Source organism: Capnocytophaga leadbetteri (genome assembly GCF_003054025.1).
GTDB classification, from domain to species: domain Bacteria; phylum Bacteroidota; class Bacteroidia; order Flavobacteriales; family Flavobacteriaceae; genus Capnocytophaga; species Capnocytophaga leadbetteri.
Genome location: NZ_QBKG01000026.1, coordinates 1 through 16742, shown reverse-complemented (window position 1 = coordinate 16742; position 16742 = coordinate 1). Strand labels below are relative to the sequence as shown.

The following is a 16742-nucleotide window of genomic DNA, read 5'->3' as shown; positions in this document are numbered from 1 at the left end:
TTGATAATGAGATACGAGTATCTTGATGTAACTTGGATTGGAATGCTTTTATTAGGGTTTATCTCCAAGTTCCTCAAAAAAGTTTAAACACGTTTTCTAATAAAATTCTAAATTGATATTTTTTCAACCTATAAAAAATAACAGTATATCAAAGAACTAACAAATTTATTAAAATGAGAAATATTCATATAGATCTTTTGAAAGGTTTTGCTATCGTACTTGTTGTTGTAGGGCATTCTATTCAGACTTTAACTAATGATGATTTAGAGAACCCTCTATTTAAATTTATATATGCATTTCACATGCCTTTATTTATGTTTTTAAGTGGCTATGTATGTTTTAAACCTCAAGGAGAAAAGTATATAAATCTGAAAAAACGTTTTAAAACTCTTATCATTCCTTTCTTTGTATGGTGGATAATATCTGATATTTACGCCTTTATTTTTCATAAAGACATAATTTCTCTTATTGATCTATTAGCAAATCCAGATAAAGGATTATGGTTTTTATGGGTACTTTTCTTTTTATGTGCTTTCCTACAAATTTCCTTTACCATAAGTAAGAAATATGAAGAAATAGTAATGTTTCTAATAACTATATGTTTAGCTATTATACATTTTACTCCTTATGGAAGATATTTAGGAATATCATTAATGCTTTGGCATATTGTTTTTTTCTCTTTTGGTTATATTTTCCATAAACATGAAAGTTTATTTACCCCTTATCGCCATTCTTGGGGTGTTATTAGTATTCTTATTTTCTCTTTCACTGTACCTTTTTGGCATTTTGGCTCTTCTTTTACATTTATGGAAAGCTATTCTTTTCCGACATGGTCTAAAAGCGTTCTTTATTTATTTTTTAGATACCTTATTCCTATTTCAGGCATTCTATCCTTTTATTATATTTTTAATCTATTTTCTTTTCAAAGAAAGTGGATTAAACTCATTTTATATATAGCTCCTATTACACTAGAAATTTACGCAATACATTATTATTTTTTATATTTATTTCATTCTATACTTTTCGAAGCTAACTCAATAAATCTTTATCTAAAGGTAGTTCTTCTATCATTTATAGCTCTAATGGGAAGTCTTTTTGTTCAGAAACTTATTTCTAAGAATAAATATATAAATAGACTTTTCTTTGGAAAATAGAACTTTTATCTAAGAGTACATGATTTTTTCTAATCGTTATAACTTTTCAAAAAATAATCACTACCTTTGCCCCATCAAAGCTAATTATAAATATTCAAAAAGAAGTTGACTAATGTCTAAGAACATTTTAAAAAACAGAAGATTCTATCAGAAAAATGTACTAAAAGGAGAAGAATACTTACAAAAAGAGAAAAGAGGTATAGATAATGTATTGTTGCTTCCTATCACAGTAGTTTCTTCTGTATTCTATTATGTGGCTCATACTACTGTTAGTATACCTTTATTTGCAACAGCAGTAGCCCTATTTTGTACATTCTATTATGTAATTGTAAGATAGGGGATGAATCTGCGTATGCATTTGGCAAAAACAGTAGAGAGCTATCATTTTCGTTGGTATGAGTTATGGCATATACGTTGGAATGACAAAGTTCTTGTTTCAGCTTGGCATAAGAAACTTATAGAGATGGCTAAAGAAGAATCTCTTACAGATACTCATATAGTACAAATCATAGAAGATCAACGACTTACAAACCATAAATGGTTTTCATACGCTTGGTTTATAATAGTTATAGGTTTTTCAATACTGCTCTCTATACTCTTTATCTCAATAAGAACAAATTATAAAATAGCAGAACTCCAACAATATAGAAGGAGGTATAATTTAGAAAGGACTCATTTGGTTACCGCTAAAAAACAAATTATACTCCGATCATTTTTTATAAAAATAAGCAAGCAATGACAAAAAAAGCACTTATCACAGGAATTACAGGTCAGGATGGCGCGTATCTCGCTGAATACCTGCTAAAAAAAGGTTATGAAGTACACGGTATGAAGCGCCGTTCTTCATTGTTTAACACCGATCGTATTGATCATCTTTACCAAGATCCTCATTTAGAGAATAGAAATCTCATTTTGCATTATGGCGACCTTACCGATAGTATGAATATCACCCGTCTTATTCAAGAGGTACAGCCTGATGAGATTTACAATCTTGCTGCAATGAGTCACGTACACGTGAGTTTTCAAACACCTGAATACGTAGGTAATGCTGATGGATTGGGTACACTTCGTATTCTTGAGGCGGTACGTTTATTAGGGCTTACTGATAAAACTCGTATTTATCAGGCCTCTACTTCAGAACTTTACGGTTTAGTACAGCAAGTGCCTCAGAGCGAAAAGACTCCTTTCTATCCGCGTTCGCCTTATGCCGTAGCTAAACTTTATGCTTATTGGATTACGGTGAATTATCGCGAGGCTTATAAAATGCACGCTTCTAATGGGATCTTATTCAACCACGAATCACCTATCCGCGGCGAGACTTTTGTAACCCGAAAAGTAACCCGTGCTCTTAGCAGAGTAGCTTTGGGTATGCAAGAAAGATTCTATATGGGTAACTTAAGTTCGCAACGCGATTGGGGGCATGCTAAAGATTATATCAAGGCGATGTACCTCATTTTGCAGCAAGACACCCCTAGCGACTATGTTATAGCTACAGGTATCACTACTGCTATCCGCGATTTTATCAAAATGGCGGGACAAGAAATCGGGCTGACTATTGACTTTAAAGGTCAAGGGGTAGATGAAAAAGGGTATATAGTTGCAGTAGACAAGGCTATTTTTGCTGAAAAAGTAGGCGAAAAGTACTTAGCAGCTATAGAAGCTAAGATTGCTAACAAAGCTGAAGTAGTATTAGTAGACCCTCAGTACTTCCGTCCTACAGAAGTAGATTTGCTTATTGGTGACCCTACCAAGTCGCAAACAGTTTTAGGTTGGAAACCTGAATATGACCTAAAAGGACTTATAGAAGATATGATGCGTTCTGACCTTAAACTCTTCAAACGCGATGCTTACCTTAAAGAAGGAGGATTTAAAGTAATGAATTATTTTGAGTAAGGATGGAAAAACACGCTAAAATATATGTAGCTGGGCATAATGGGTTAGTTGGTTCAGCTATATGGAAAAACCTTTCACAAAAAGGCTATACAAACCTTATTGGCAGAACCAGTTCCGAACTCGACTTGCGCAATACACAAGCGGTAGCTGAGTTTTTTGCTAAAGAACAACCTGAATATGTGTTTTTAGCAGCGGCTAAGGTTGGAGGGATTATGGCAAATAACACCTATCGTGCTGATTTCATTTATGAGAACTTGATGATTCAGAATAATGTAATTCACGAAGCCTATAAAAATAAGGTAAAGAAACTGCTTTTCTTAGGTAGCACTTGTATTTATCCAAAAGAAGCACCTCAGCCAATGCCTGAAGATTGCTTGCTAACTTCGACTTTAGAGTATACTAATGAGCCTTATGCTATTGCTAAAATTGCAGGTATAAAGATGTGCGAAAGCTATAATCTACAGTATGGCACTAATTTTATAGCTGTGATGCCTACTAACCTATACGGTCCTAATGATAATTTTCATTTAGAAAATTCACACGTGCTTCCAGCAATGGTTAGAAAAATACATCTGGCAAATGCTTTACTTCAGAATGATTGGGAGGCTATAAAGACAGATCTTAATAGACGTCCGGTAGAAGGGGTAAGCGGAGAAAATAGTCAAGAGGAGATAAAGGCAGTCTTATCAAAATATGGTATTACGGCTGAAGCAGTAACCCTATGGGGTACAGGTACTCCCTTGCGTGAGTTTTTGTGGAGTGAAGATATGGCTGATGCCTGTGTGTTTGTGATGGAGCGCATCGACTTCAAAGATACTTATCCCGTAGGAGCTAAAGAGGTTCGCAATACGCATATCAATATAGGTACAGGTAAAGACCTTTCTATAAAAGCCCTTTCAGAGCTTATTAAGCAAACCGTAGGCTATAAAGGTATGATTGTATTTGATAGTACTAAGCCTGATGGCACTATGAAAAAACTTACTAACCCTAATAAATTGCATCAGTTAGGATGGCGACATACTATTGAGTTAGAGCAAGGTGTAAAGCTGATGTACGACAATTATTTAAGATAAAATTCTCCATAACAAAATTATAAACTGATGAGACTCACGGCTTCATCAGTTTTTTTTAACATTTTATTTTGGTGGTTTATTATTATTTATATACCTTTGCTACATAAATTAAGAAATTAACCTCATAGTGTTATGTTAAAGAAATTGTATTTTTATGTGCTTTTATTGTGCTCTATTACTGCTTTTTCTCAGGTGAAAGTTGAAGGAACAGTAATTGATGAGATAACTAAAAAGCCTTTACAGGGTGTGAAAGTACGCGTGAACTCTCCTCGCCGTTATGCTGAAACTGATAGCAAAGGTAGGTATGTGTTGCAACTTCCACAGGGCGACTTTCTCCTTTTCTTCTCGCTTAATGGCTATACTACCCGCGAAGAGGTAGTAATGATTGAGAAAGAGCGCCGTCAGCTTCTCGACCCCTACGCCCTTTCGCCTGACTATGCTCAAGAAGCAGAGCAGTTAGCGGTTATTTCAGAAAACGAACTAGAAGATGACGAGAGCCAAGCCGATGCTATGTCAGGACTTTTGCAGAGTTCGCAAGATGTCTTTATGCGCCGTGCTGCTTTTGATTTTAGTTCGGTTTTCTTCAAACCACGTGGCTATGATTCTAAGGATGTGAATGTGCTTATCAATGGTATTCCGATGAACCGGTTAGAAAACGGACGAGCTCAGTGGGCTAACTGGGGCGGACTTAATGATATTACTCGCAATCAAGAACTTTCTAATGGCATAGCTAAATCTGACTATACCTTTGGCGGACTTGCAGGCTCTACCTACATTCATATACGTCCGTCTCTCAACCGACCAGGGTTGCGCTTTTCTTCTTCACTAAGCAACCGTAGCTATGTAGGTAGGCTAATGGCTACTTATAGTTCTGGGCTACAGCGCAATGGCTTAGCTTATACCCTTTCAGCTTCTCGCCGTTGGGCTGCCAATGGTAGCTGGGTAGATGGTACGCTCTACAATGCCTATGCTTTTTCAGGAGCTATTGAATACCAACTTAATAATTATCACAACTTCAACTTAGTAGGGATGTTTTCTCCTATAAAAAGAGGTAAAACTTCACCTCTTACACGCGAGGCAATCGACCTAATGGGGTATCGCTATAATCCTTATTGGGGCGACCAGCAAGGCGATAAAAGAAACTCTCGCAACCGTATTATCTCCGAACCTATTTTTGTGCTTTCGTATAACTATCAGAAGGACGATACGCGTCTAAATGTAGACTTAGGTTATCAGTTTGGCGAGATAGGCAATACCCGTATTAGCTATGGTAATGCACAGAACCCAGAGCCTAATTACTACAAAAAAATGCCTAGCTATTATCTAAATCAACAACCTTCTGACGAGGCAATGGCAGAGCTCCAAAAGAATTACTTCTTGAACAATCCTCAGCTGAATTGGGCTGACCTATACGCTGCCAACCGCAATGCTACCGATGGGCGTAGTGCTTTCATCGTAAGCAATGATGTAAACCGCGAGCGTACCTTTACTACTAATGTAAACTTTTCTACCCCTGTGTATGAGAATATTAAGAGTACCTCAGGCTTAGTGTACCGCAGAATAGCTTCTGACAACTACGCTTTAGTAGACGATTTATTAGGGGGTAACTATTTTATGAACTACGATTATTTCGAGAGTCAGCCGTATAACAGTCTTGAGGCTGACAGAAAGAAGCAGCAAGGCGACAAGTGGAACTACTCTTATGCGCTTAATAGCAACGTAGTAGAAGCCTTTAGTCAGCTTGAGTTTACCTTCAAAAAAGCAGAAGTTTTCGTGGCGGCTCGTTATCATTATACTGATGTACAACGCGAAGGCAATTTCTATTACCCTGTGTACCCCGATTCGTATGGCAAAGGTGCTCTACAGGTGCAAAAAGGTATGAGCACTAAGGCAGGATTTACGTATGCTCTTACTGGCAGACACTTATTGCAGTTTAATACCGCTTACTTCAATACGCCTCAATCAGTACGCAATATTTTCGTAAACGTACGCAATTCTAACCGACTATTGCCTAATATAAAGAATGAGGTAGCTTATACTGCCGATGCTAACTATATTTTGCGTTTGCCTTACCTCAAATCTCGCCTTACAGGATATATTACCGAGATAGAAAATACCTCAGAAACCAACTTCTTCTACACCGAAACAGCTCTTACTGATGAAATAAGCAACGGTTTTGTAGCCCAAACGATTGATGGCATAAAGAAACGTCATTTTGGTTTAGAATGGGGGGCTGAAGCGCAATTACTTCCTACACTCAAACTTTCAGCAGCTGTTGCTTTAGGGCAATACACTTATGTTAATAATCCAAAATTATATATTTCGTCTGATGATATTCCTCAGGGAATTGCTTATGATGAGGTGAAATTGAAGAATTACCACGTACCAAGTGGCCCTCAGCAAGCATATTCAGTAGGGTTAGAGTACCGCAGCAATAACTATTGGTGGGTAAGTGCCACAGCTAATCTATTGGCTAAAAACTATGTGTCGCTTTCGGCGCTCAATCGCACCTCACAGTTCTTCATCGACCCCAATACCCGTCAGTCATTTACCAATATCGACTACGATAAGGCTCGCCAACTCCTCAAGCAAGAGCGTTTAGACGATGTTTTCTTAGTGAATTTAGTGGGAGGAAAGTCTTGGCGTGTTAAGAAGGTGTATATTAGTGCGATGCTAAGCATTAACAACCTATTCGATACCCAATTCTTGTCTGGTGGCTTTGAGCAATCGCGTACCGCTAACTATGGCAAAATGTTGCAAGACAATGCTCACGGGGTTCCTTCATTCGGCAACCGCTATTTTGTAGGATACGGCCGTACCTATATGGCAAACTTAGCTATCAGTCTCTAAATAATTAATGTATTAAAAAAATCGAACAATATGAAACTAAATGTATTAAAAAACACAGCTATAGCGTTTATTTCGCTATGTACTGTAATGTCGTGTGTAAAAGACGATGATTACGAATTGCCCAACAACAAGAAAGTGCTACCAGCCTTTGCTGGCAAGGTAGTGAGCTTTTCTGATGTTGCTAGTAGAACTACCGCTTCTATAAAAACTTACAGTGCCGATGAAGCTATCGAAGGGTATGTAATTTCAAGTGATGAAGGAGGTAATTTCTACAAGAAAATCTACATCCAAAACGAAGATAAAACCCAAGCCCTTTCAGTAGCACTCGATAAGAGCGGTATCTACACCGAATTCCCTATTGGCGCTAAGGTACAACTTCGCCTCAAAGGACTTACTACTCAGCTTAATAATGCCATTACTGAAGTAGGTTATAAGATTTATAAAAACGAAAAATCAGGTCGCGAAAGTGTAGGTTCTATGGCCGAAGCTATTTACAAAACCCATCTATACGATATGGGTGGAGAGCGTAAAACCCTTGCTTCGCTTGCTAAAGAAGTTACCTCTATAGACGCAGTTAAAAATAATGCTAATGCAGGACAGCTTATCACCCTCAAAGGCGTACATTTTCCTAATGAAGTAGTTGGCAAAACGATGTACGACAAAAACAAAGATTTAGGCGGAGCTACTAACTACAAACTTACCGATGCCAATGGTAAGACTATAGACTTCAGAACCAGCAGCTATGCTAAGTTCAAAGACGAAAAAGTCCCTGCAGGAACTCTTGATATTACAGGGGTACTATCTAAATTCAATACCTCTTGGCAGTTTATGATAAGCAATTATGCTGATATCAAAGTAGTAAGTAGTGCTACCACCACCTCTACCCAAACAAGTACTCAAACAGCTACCGTAGTAGCTCTCGATGCCGCTACTGCAACCGTAGCCGACTATGTAGTAGGCAAACGCGTTAAGTTACACGGCGTAATAACCGTTAAGAGTAATCGTACTTACATTACATTCAAAGACGGTACCGAAATACAAGTCTATGCTCCTCGCGAAGTTACGCTCTCTCAAGCAGCTAAAGACAAATTGCTGATGGCAGGCTATGAAATAGCTGTAACCGGAGTATTTACCGATTACCCACTCAAAAACGGCACTGTGGTAAAAGAAATTGTATATAGCAAAGAGAGCGATATAGAGTTTATCAAAGCACCCGCTACAGTCCCTCAGATTACCACCCTCGATGCCGCCACTGCAACCGTAGCCGACTTTGATGCTAACAAAGACAAAAGAGTACTCCTAAAAGGTACGCTTACACCAGAAGCAAAAAACACCTATATACACCTTTCTGATAACACTAAAATACAAGTGTTTATAGTGTCTAGCGTATATAAGAAACTATCAGCTGAAGCAAAAAATAAACTTAAAACAGCGGGACAAAAAATAGAAGTAAAAGGTACTTTTGACGTTTATAATGGCAGTAAACAGATAAAATGCGAAGATGCTAATGATTTAGTATTCAAGAATTAGAGTTTTTACTTTTACCTTATAGTTTTTATTAAAAGAGGCTATCCGAAAAAGGGTAGCCTCTTTTTTTGTCCCTTTACTTCAGATATACGAAGGATACAGGAAGACCGAAGGATCACTAGACGATCACCGAACAATCACCAAAAAATAAACATCTAAAACCTCCCAGAAAAAAATTCCAACCTTTTAAAAAATATTTCGTTTATATAAGCGAAAATCAAGATTAACAAAACCAATGAAAAAAATTATCCTATCACTGCTATTAGCAGCAACCGCCAGTGTCTTTGCACAATCTTCTTTCAAAGGCATCCTTGTAAACACTGACCAAAAACCAATAAGTGCTGCCAATATCATTCTTATTACCCTCCCCGATTCTACTCTCGTTAAAGGGGCTATCTCCGATGCTAAAGGCGTTTTTGAATTGCCTAACACGGCAGAGAATAAGAAAATCATTATTAAAATCACCCATTTGGAGTACGAGCCAAAGGTACTTACCCCCTCACAATCGCAGTTGGGAATTATAGAGCTTACCCCTGCTACCAATCAGTTAGGCGAGGTAGTGCTAACCGCCCGCCGACCAATCATCGAGCAGAAAGGCACGCGCATCAGCACCAATGTAGCACAATCGTCCTTACAAAAGATGCCCCGTGCTGAGATGCTTATCAACTTCCTACCTGGGGTGAGCACCTCGTACACTGGCGGGGGCTTTGAGGTCTTTGGCAAGGGCAACCCTATCTTCTATATCAACAACCGCCGTGTGCGCAACCTCGATGAGGTCTATCACCTTGCCCCTAAAGACATCGAAAGCATAGAACTCGAAACCCAACCGGGTGCCGAGCACGACAATACCGTAGGAGCTGTGATATATATTAAACTGAAGAAAAAACAAGGCGATGGACTTAGTGGTTCTGTCGAAAATGAAGAATATTTCTTAAAAAAAGGAGCTATGATAACCAATTGGCTCAACTTCAACTATCGAAAAGGCAAGACAGACTGCTTCGCAACTATAGGCAATTTCAACAACTTCAATAAGAAAAATGCTGACACCTATCAGGATTTGCAAGTGCATACTCAAAGTAATGAGTGGCGCGTGATGAGTGATGAAACCAACGAAAGCAATGCCAAAGGGATAAACGTTAAAATAGGAATAGCACACGAGATTTCAGACAAACACTCAATAGGTATGAGTGTGAGAAGGAGTATAGAACCTTGGGTAGGGCATAGGTTTAGCACCCAAGAGACTGCCACTTTCAAAAATAACTTGCTTACAGCTAAAGGGCTCAATAAATATGACCGTTTTAACAAAAATAAAGACTTGGGTGTGAATGCTTATTACGAAGGCAAACTTACCTCTAAGCTAAAACTCCAAACCGATGTAGATTATATAGGGCAACGCTCAGACAACACTTCTAATATCGATGAGCACAACCTCCTTACTTCATCAGTGCGCCACGTGCGTACTCACCAAGATGCGGCTTCTGACTGGTGGGGACTTAAGACAACTTTCTTACAACAGTTAGGCAAAGGAACTCTCAACTATGGGGCTGAACTTGGCAATTTGCACCGTACCGAATACTACCAAGACAATGTGCTTACCACTACCGACATCAAGAATACTGAGAGCCGTTCAGCAGGATTTGTTAGTTTCTCATATCCTTTCGGGAAAGTAAGCCTAAAGCTCGGCACACGCTATGAGTACGCCGATTTTGGGTATTACGAAAACGGACAGAAAAGCAATGTAAAGAGCCAAACCTACCGCGATTGGTTGCCTAATGTATCAGTAGCTTTCCCTTGGGATAAAACCCAACTCACCTTTAGCTATACCCTCAAGATACGTCGTCCTGCATTCTATGAACTCAGCGACTATAGTGCTTATAGTGCGCCTTTCTTATACAATAGAGGGAACCCTCTTGTTGTTCCTCAGCTTACTGATGAGTGGAATGCACTAGCTACCTACGGACCTCTTTCGGCTGCGGTAACATATAGTCATTTTCACAAGGCCATTCACGATGATTATGGGCTTTCGGCTACAGACCCCAATGTGATAGAGAAAACCCTTCGCAACTACGCTGATTATAACACTCTTAGATGTGTGCTCAACGCTCAAACTCAGATAGGCAAGTGGATGCCTAAACTTACGCTTACGTATCTCAAACCTTTTGTAAGCGGGGTACTACCTACTAATGAGCCTTCTTTTTCAGTAGAAATGATGAACCAAATAGCACTAAGCGACAACTGGATGGTATTAGCCCTACTCAACTACGCCAGCAGGGGCACTGTTAGAGAGTATTATATGAACGAACCGCGCAGTGGGGTGCACTTAGTTGTAGCACGTATGTTTTTCAATCAATCGCTTACCGTATATGGAGGTGTAATGGACGCTTTCAACCAGTTAAACAACCATACGGAGTTCCGCAACCCTTATGTAGTAAGTCGCGCTACTAACAACTACAGCAACTATAGTATCAAAATAGGGATAAGCTATAATTTCAACGCTACCCAAAGCAAGTATAAAGGACAAAACGCTTCGGAAGAAGAAAGAAGCCGTATGTAGCGACACTATTAAACAACAAAAGGGCTTTGACAGTATTATCTGCCAAAGCCTCTTTTTGTTGTCAAAAAATCTACAAATCTTATGTGTTATTTCTTCAGGAAAAGCAACTTAAAAGCAATGCTAATAAGCAAAATACGCAGATTAGCTGTGATGCTTTAGTTTGCGTAAGGTATGACCTTTATAGAGCCGTTTTCGTATTCGGCTAAAAATACCTCAGCAGGGCTGTTATAGCCTGCTTTTTGTAACTCTTCGAGCAACCATTCTTCGTTTTTATCTACATCTTCAAGTACACTTTTCTGGATAATTCCATCGGTAATGATAGGGTATTTAGGGTTCTCTTCGCCTACTAATACAATAATAAGTTCGCCATTTTGCTCGAGTACTGCCCTCTTCACCTCTCTGATGTAGTATACCCCTTCTCTGCGCAGTTTGAAAGCAAGTTCGTGCGCTGTAATTTTGGCTTTCTTGCAAGCTTCTATATTTATCTTTCCACGATTGATAACAATTACTGGAGCTCCGTCTATAAAGCGCCTAAAAGCGTGATTCTTAGTTTTGAGCTGGCGCAACCCAAAGATTAGAAATGCCCAAATAAACAAAACGACAGCAAACTGAAAAATACTAACAGAAGGACTGTAAATAACACCCCCAATAATACCCCCCAACACATAGTTTTGTACCTGATCCATAGCTGAAGTGGGGGCTAAATTGCCCTTGCCTGACTTATTGATAATCAGTGCAAGCGCTAACAATCCTAACAGCAATTTTAGGAATACATCTAAATAGAAAAACTCATCGGATTCGATGTAAGGAATTGTGTACATAATTAATATTCATAAGTTTTCAAGAGGCAAAAATAAGAATAATTAGGGAATTAGCAATAGCCAATTAAAATCTATTTTTTCTTGCGAAAAAGTGCCTTGAAAGCAGTAATTATAAGAGAACCTATCATTATTATAGTTACCCATATCAGGAAAGCACCAAAACTTCGTCCTCTGTATTCGTATTTCTTGCGTATCTTTGCTGAAACTGAGGTCTCATCGGGGGTTGGAGGCGCAAAAGGTATCTTAAAAAGTACCTCTTTTTCGCCCAAAGTGACCTCTGAAGATACTTTTGAGGGTACGCGTTCTGGCAAATCGTAGGTTTTAGGGTCTTCGCCAAAGCCTCCGTAAGCAAGATAATAGGTGTATTGGGCACCTGCAAAGCGTATATACACCGCATAAGTATAACTCTTCACGCTTACTTTGCTGATGATAAGGGGTGATTTGCCACTGTCGTCGATGAGGAGTTCTGCTTTGTGCAAATAAACAGGCTCGAAAGCTAACGTATTGACCAACTGCGGCATCAGTTTGCCTTGATAAAGCGTCTTGGGGCGGTCGCAGTGGGGGTTGAGGAGGGTAAGCCCCTCGCACATAGTTAGTTGTACCTCTCGTTCGCCTTTGAATACAGGCAATACCTCTATCTGCAATTCGTTTACTTTTAGGCTATTAGGCAATAAAAAACTGAGGTGAGAGGTCTGCCGTTTGGCATCGGAGCGGTAGTTGAAATTGATGGACTGCAAGGTAAGGGTACTATCGCCCCATACAAAAGGCACCTCGATAGTGTCGCGCTCGGAAATGCCGAAAATACGAATGTCCTTCCCTCTTGGGGTGAAGGAATCGCCGTGGATGTGGGGTAAATAGCGGTCGAAAGCGGCAGCAGGCAAGACCAGTCGCTGCCAAGAGTTGGGCTGCACGCCTTTGAGCTCTTGCCTAAGCGCATAGCCCGAAAACTGCCCCCAAAGCGGCGCAACCGCTAAAAGCATTATGGTCTGTAATAAAGCTTTCATTTGCAAAAATAATTATTGGCAGACTGATAAAAAGGCTTTAGTGGCGCCTTGTTTTTCTGTTATGTAACGGCTGTTGATGGCTCCGATAGCAGCGCGTTTGTCCGGTGAATTTATTAGGCTATCCATAGCTGTGGCAAACTGCTCGGGGCTGCTAATAGAAAGCACTCCGCCTAAAGCAACTAACTCTTTGGCTTCGTTGAACTTGTTGTAATTCTTGCCAATGAGAACCGGAATGCCAAAGACAGCAGGCTCTAAAACATTGTGCAAGCCTGTACTGCCCATACCGCCACCTACATAGGCTATATCGGCATAACTGTATACCTTAGTGAGAATGCCAATGGTATCGATGATAAGCACCTCGTAATCGGCTAAGTTAAGTGTGTCTTTCTCGGAGAAAAGCGCTACTTTGCGGTCTAACTTCTGTTTGTTGTGCTTTAAAACGGCTATCTCATCAGGATGGATATTATGGGGCGCTATAATGAACTTCACCTTGCCCTTACAGCTATTGAGGTACAACAAATACACCTCTTCATCAGCAGGCCACGAACTGCCAAACACCACACAGAGGGCATCGCCTTTGAACTGCTCTACAAAATCGAGGTGGTTATCGCGGGTTACAATCTCGGCGACACGGTCGAAGCGGGTATCGCCCCCTACCGTAACATTGGTAAAGCCTAAGCCGTTCAGCAGTTGCTTAGACAAATCGTTTTGGACAAAAAAGTGAGTGAAGCAGTGCAAACAACGGCGCATAAAGCCTCCATAAGGCTTAAAAAAGGCTTGACTGGGTCGGAATATGCCCGAAAGGAGGTAAGTTGGTACATTTGCCTTGCGAAGTTGCGACAAATAGTGCCACCAAAACTCGTATTTGACAAAAACAGCCATAGCAGGTTGCACCATTTGCACGAAACGGCGGGCATTGGCGGGTGTATCTAAAGGTAAATAGACTACGATATCGGCATCGGGGGTGTTTTTGCGCACCTCATAGCCCGAAGGCGAAAAAAAGGTAACCAGCACCTTATAGCCCTGCTTGCGGAGGGCTTTGATAACGGGCAAGCCTTGTTCGAACTCGCCTAAAGAGGCGGTATGTATCCATACGTAGCGGGCTTGGGGGTCGAGCTCAGTGCTGAGGGTAGCCCATACGGATTTGCGTCCGCTGACGAACAGGCGTATTTTCTTGCTGAAAAGCGCCACAATAGGGAGGATTGCCCTAACGAGGTATATGGATAATGTGTACATTAATTTTAGTGAATTGCTGATGGTGGCAAAGGTAATAAGTTTTTCGGTGCAAAAGTAGTAATAATTATATATTAATGCAAATTACGCATTAGAGGGGGAGAATTGCATTATTCGCAATGATTTGCTCATTTTGTTATCGATTTGATAACGATGATTCTTCGCTCTTCCTATACTCAATCTGTATTCAGTGTATATCCAATCTATACTGAAGATATTATTGAAAGATATTTAATAAAAAGTGTTAATGTTAGTGGTGGGAGGGCTGGGAGTGCGAGCCGCACGGGCAGAGATGTGAGACGAGTGGGACGGGTGGGAGTGCGAGCCGCACGGGCAGAGATGTGAGACGGGTGGGACGAGTGGGACGGGTGTAATGGGCGTGTCTTAATTAAAAATTTGGCGATTGAGAAAAAAATACTACCTTTGCTGAAAGTGAAAAATATATTGTACAGAGAAAACGAATACAGGGCAACAACTTCTATAAAATGAAATATAAAACAACTATATTTATTCTTTTAAGTATTATACTAGTAGGAGTTTTTTATACTTGTGAGGTATGGTCTATTCATTGTGTATTGGTTAACAACTCCTAATGCTTTAGAACGAACAGATGTAGAGAAACAACTTATAGAGCATTTTGAAACAATGTTTGAAACTAATCAAATAGTTATTACTCCTATATATGATATGGAAAAAGACACTATTTACACAATTTATATACAGGATATTCCTTGTAGGGACACACTGTCATCTAAAGAAAAAGCAATTTATATAAAAAAACAAAAATCTTAGTGAAAGCTTGGATATAGATAATATATCAGACTTAACGAGTGAAAAGATTAGTGATATTGTTGAACTTATTATAAAGACACCATAATATGAAAGAAGTACAATATATTAGTAATGTAGATAACTTTCTTGTTGTAGATGATAAACTATATTTTAGCAATGGGAAAGAAGTTATAGATGAAAAAGGGCATTCTATTCTGAATTGTCCTCTATCTTTACAATTCTTAAATTATAAAGAACCTTATTTTTACATTCCTGATATCTATGGAAATACCTATTTGATAATGGAAAAAGAGACAAGATTTCTAAAAGATATCTTTATTAAAAAAGTTATTTCTGATTCTTTCTTATTAGTTAGTAAAGATAAAAAAACAGCTATTCTTAATATAATAAACAATGAATTTCACTACATACTAAATTCTAGAATATTTAAATTTTTGGAATGGAAAGAGAAACTATTTTTTAAGAACAAAAATACAATACAAGGGATAGAAATATATACAGGTCAGTTCCTTTGGGAGTTTCCTCTTTCTTCTCTTGGTAAAGGTAAAGATTACAATACAGATGAAGAATTTGACTATGAAGTAGAACAATTTGTAGGAATATATAATAATATTCTTTGGGTTTATATAGAAAGAGGTGGATTTATTGGTTTAGATATTCAAACTGGGGAGTTGAAACATCATATTCTAGGGATACCCAAGGGGAATTTATTAGGCAAAGTCGATAGTTATGTAGATAGTGAAGAGTTTTACATTTTTTATCGTGCAAAATTTATTTTGGATGAAAAAAAAGGAATAATTATCGGTTTAATAGCTGACAGATTTTTTGAAATAGACCTCAATAAAGAAAAAATAACTCCTATGCTATATGGTATGCGGGATAAAATGGAGAAAATGAACCTAAAAAAATATGGAGTTAGTGGGAATACAAGTCTACAAGGAGATTTATTGTATTTTTATAATGACAAAGAATTACAATTTGGCATTTTAGACATCAATACCAAGGAAATTATCTATATTTCAGAGCCTATTGCAGTAGTGGAAAGAGATGATAGTTTTACTCGCCTTAGAGATTTAAAAGTCTCAGAAAATAAGGTGTATATCTTAGATAGTAATCATACTTTGCATATTTTTGAAAGAGAAGAATAACATCTAAGCTATTGTATTTTTTCGGAGAAATGACTATTTTAGCACCCTATAAAAGTCCTTATACTTTTAGCAAAATGCAATAAAATCGCAATAAAATGTTTAAATTAATTTCTAAAATAGATAATGTAAGAGATTATGTTATCTATAAAGGCAAACCTTATTACATCAATACATCAGATGAAATTCAATGTGGCGAAAAAAAACAAATGCTTTACAAAACGCCACTAAGTCCGCTTGCTACTTTTAATGGTAAATTCTATTGTAGTGAGTGGGAGAATAATTATAAAATCTTCGACGAAAATTTAGAGTTAATAGAAGAAGGAAAAGACAAAGCTTTTTTGTATTTATCTAAAGAGTTTTTAGAAACTTATTTTTTAGATGAACAACAAAAAATATTCATTACAGCTCTTTTGGATAGAGAAGGGAATCTTATGGTATTGGGAAATATTGATAAATTTTCTATAAGTTTTTTCCAAATGGGTATATATATATATATATATACAAAAAGGATAAAATATACGATGATGTAATGTCTATCAGAGCCTTTTCTATTCAAAAGAAAGAGCATTTATGGGAGTTTTCTCTTGCTTCACTTGGGAAGTGGAAAAATTCGTGGGATGAAGAAAGATTTTTTGAGGTATATAAACTTATAGGTATATATAACAATATTCTTTGGGCTTTTATAGAGATAGG

Annotated in this window: 13 protein-coding genes; 10 read left to right on the top strand and 3 right to left on the bottom strand. The window is 38.3% G+C overall.

Features of this window, described 5'->3' with window-relative positions; genetic code table 11:
* Positions 1 to 173: 173 nt before the first annotated feature.
* The 8 genes from C8P65_RS11720 to C8P65_RS11685 all read left to right on the top strand — a co-directional run bounded on the left by C8P65_RS11720 (position 174) and on the right by C8P65_RS11685 (position 11051).
* Positions 174 to 1154 carry an acyltransferase family protein gene (locus C8P65_RS11720; RefSeq protein ID WP_107782955.1) on the top strand — a complete coding sequence of 327 codons (981 nt, stop codon included), beginning with the start codon at positions 174 to 176 and terminating at the stop codon, positions 1152 to 1154.
* A gap of 112 nt (positions 1155 to 1266) precedes the next feature.
* Positions 1267 to 1491, top strand: coding sequence for a hypothetical protein (locus C8P65_RS11715; RefSeq protein ID WP_107782954.1), 225 nt, complete (start codon positions 1267 to 1269; stop codon positions 1489 to 1491).
* A 3-nt stretch (positions 1492 to 1494) separates the two neighbouring features.
* A complete protein-coding gene (locus C8P65_RS11710; protein ID WP_107782953.1) occupies positions 1495 to 1893 on the top strand; it encodes a hypothetical protein in 399 nt (132 codons plus the stop codon).
* Positions 1890 to 3047, top strand: coding sequence for a GDP-mannose 4,6-dehydratase (gene gmd / locus C8P65_RS11705; RefSeq protein ID WP_107782952.1), 1158 nt, complete (start codon positions 1890 to 1892; stop codon positions 3045 to 3047). The genes C8P65_RS11710 and gmd overlap by 4 nt, the downstream gene beginning before the upstream one ends.
* 2 nt (positions 3048 to 3049) lie before the next feature.
* Positions 3050 to 4120 (top strand): GDP-L-fucose synthase family protein, encoded by a 1071-nt coding sequence (locus tag C8P65_RS11700; protein ID WP_107782951.1) that lies wholly within the window; start codon positions 3050 to 3052, stop codon positions 4118 to 4120.
* 132 nt (positions 4121 to 4252) lie between these two features.
* A complete protein-coding gene (locus C8P65_RS11695; protein ID WP_107782950.1) occupies positions 4253 to 6970 on the top strand; it encodes a carboxypeptidase-like regulatory domain-containing protein in 2718 nt (905 codons plus the stop codon).
* A 30-nt stretch (positions 6971 to 7000) separates the two neighbouring features.
* Positions 7001 to 8500 (top strand): DUF5689 domain-containing protein, encoded by a 1500-nt coding sequence (locus C8P65_RS11690; RefSeq protein WP_107782949.1) that lies wholly within the window; start codon positions 7001 to 7003, stop codon positions 8498 to 8500.
* Positions 8501 to 8732: 232 nt separating this feature from the next.
* On the top strand, positions 8733 to 11051 hold the full coding sequence (locus tag C8P65_RS11685; RefSeq protein WP_107782948.1) for an outer membrane beta-barrel family protein: 2319 nt from the start codon (positions 8733 to 8735) through the stop codon (positions 11049 to 11051).
* Positions 11052 to 11206: 155 nt separating this feature from the next.
* Here C8P65_RS11685 and C8P65_RS11680 read toward each other — a convergent pair whose 3' ends face one another.
* The 3 genes from C8P65_RS11680 to C8P65_RS11670 all read right to left on the bottom strand — a co-directional run bounded on the left by C8P65_RS11680 (position 11207) and on the right by C8P65_RS11670 (position 14112).
* A complete protein-coding gene (locus C8P65_RS11680) occupies positions 11207 to 11872 on the bottom strand; it encodes a DUF421 domain-containing protein (protein WP_107782947.1) in 666 nt (221 codons plus the stop codon).
* A gap of 71 nt (positions 11873 to 11943) precedes the next feature.
* A complete protein-coding gene (locus tag C8P65_RS11675; protein WP_107782946.1) occupies positions 11944 to 12876 on the bottom strand; it encodes a hypothetical protein in 933 nt (310 codons plus the stop codon).
* 12 nt (positions 12877 to 12888) lie between these two features.
* Positions 12889 to 14112, bottom strand: coding sequence for a 3-deoxy-D-manno-octulosonic acid transferase (locus tag C8P65_RS11670; RefSeq protein WP_107782945.1), 1224 nt, complete (start codon positions 14110 to 14112; stop codon positions 12889 to 12891).
* An 875-nt stretch (positions 14113 to 14987) separates the two neighbouring features.
* On the opposite strand from C8P65_RS11670, the gene C8P65_RS12315 reads away from it, so the two are divergent.
* Positions 14988 to 16049 carry a hypothetical protein gene (locus C8P65_RS12315; RefSeq protein ID WP_245887410.1) on the top strand — a complete coding sequence of 354 codons (1062 nt, stop codon included), beginning with the start codon at positions 14988 to 14990 and terminating at the stop codon, positions 16047 to 16049.
* A gap of 95 nt (positions 16050 to 16144) precedes the next feature.
* A complete protein-coding gene (locus C8P65_RS11655) occupies positions 16145 to 16579 on the top strand; it encodes a hypothetical protein (RefSeq protein ID WP_009420259.1) in 435 nt (144 codons plus the stop codon).
* The last annotated feature ends 163 nt before the right edge of the window (positions 16580 to 16742 follow it).

Coding starts and splice junctions, on each gene's coding strand:
- C8P65_RS11720 (WP_107782955.1), top strand. CDS start 174: ATGAGAAATATTCATATAGATCTTTTGAAAGGTTTTGCTATCGTACTT.
- C8P65_RS11715 (WP_107782954.1), top strand. CDS start 1,267: ATGTCTAAGAACATTTTAAAAAACAGAAGATTCTATCAGAAAAATGTA.
- C8P65_RS11710 (WP_107782953.1), top strand. CDS start 1,495: ATGAATCTGCGTATGCATTTGGCAAAAACAGTAGAGAGCTATCATTTT.
- gmd (WP_107782952.1), top strand. CDS start 1,890: ATGACAAAAAAAGCACTTATCACAGGAATTACAGGTCAGGATGGCGCG.
- C8P65_RS11700 (WP_107782951.1), top strand. CDS start 3,050: ATGGAAAAACACGCTAAAATATATGTAGCTGGGCATAATGGGTTAGTT.
- C8P65_RS11695 (WP_107782950.1), top strand. CDS start 4,253: ATGTTAAAGAAATTGTATTTTTATGTGCTTTTATTGTGCTCTATTACT.
- C8P65_RS11690 (WP_107782949.1), top strand. CDS start 7,001: ATGAAACTAAATGTATTAAAAAACACAGCTATAGCGTTTATTTCGCTA.
- C8P65_RS11685 (WP_107782948.1), top strand. CDS start 8,733: ATGAAAAAAATTATCCTATCACTGCTATTAGCAGCAACCGCCAGTGTC.
- C8P65_RS11680 (WP_107782947.1), bottom strand. CDS start 11,872: ATGTACACAATTCCTTACATCGAATCCGATGAGTTTTTCTATTTAGAT.
- C8P65_RS11675 (WP_107782946.1), bottom strand. CDS start 12,876: ATGAAAGCTTTATTACAGACCATAATGCTTTTAGCGGTTGCGCCGCTT.
- C8P65_RS11670 (WP_107782945.1), bottom strand. CDS start 14,112: ATGTACACATTATCCATATACCTCGTTAGGGCAATCCTCCCTATTGTG.
- C8P65_RS12315 (WP_245887410.1), top strand. CDS start 14,988: ATGAAAGAAGTACAATATATTAGTAATGTAGATAACTTTCTTGTTGTA.
- C8P65_RS11655 (WP_009420259.1), top strand. CDS start 16,145: ATGTTTAAATTAATTTCTAAAATAGATAATGTAAGAGATTATGTTATC.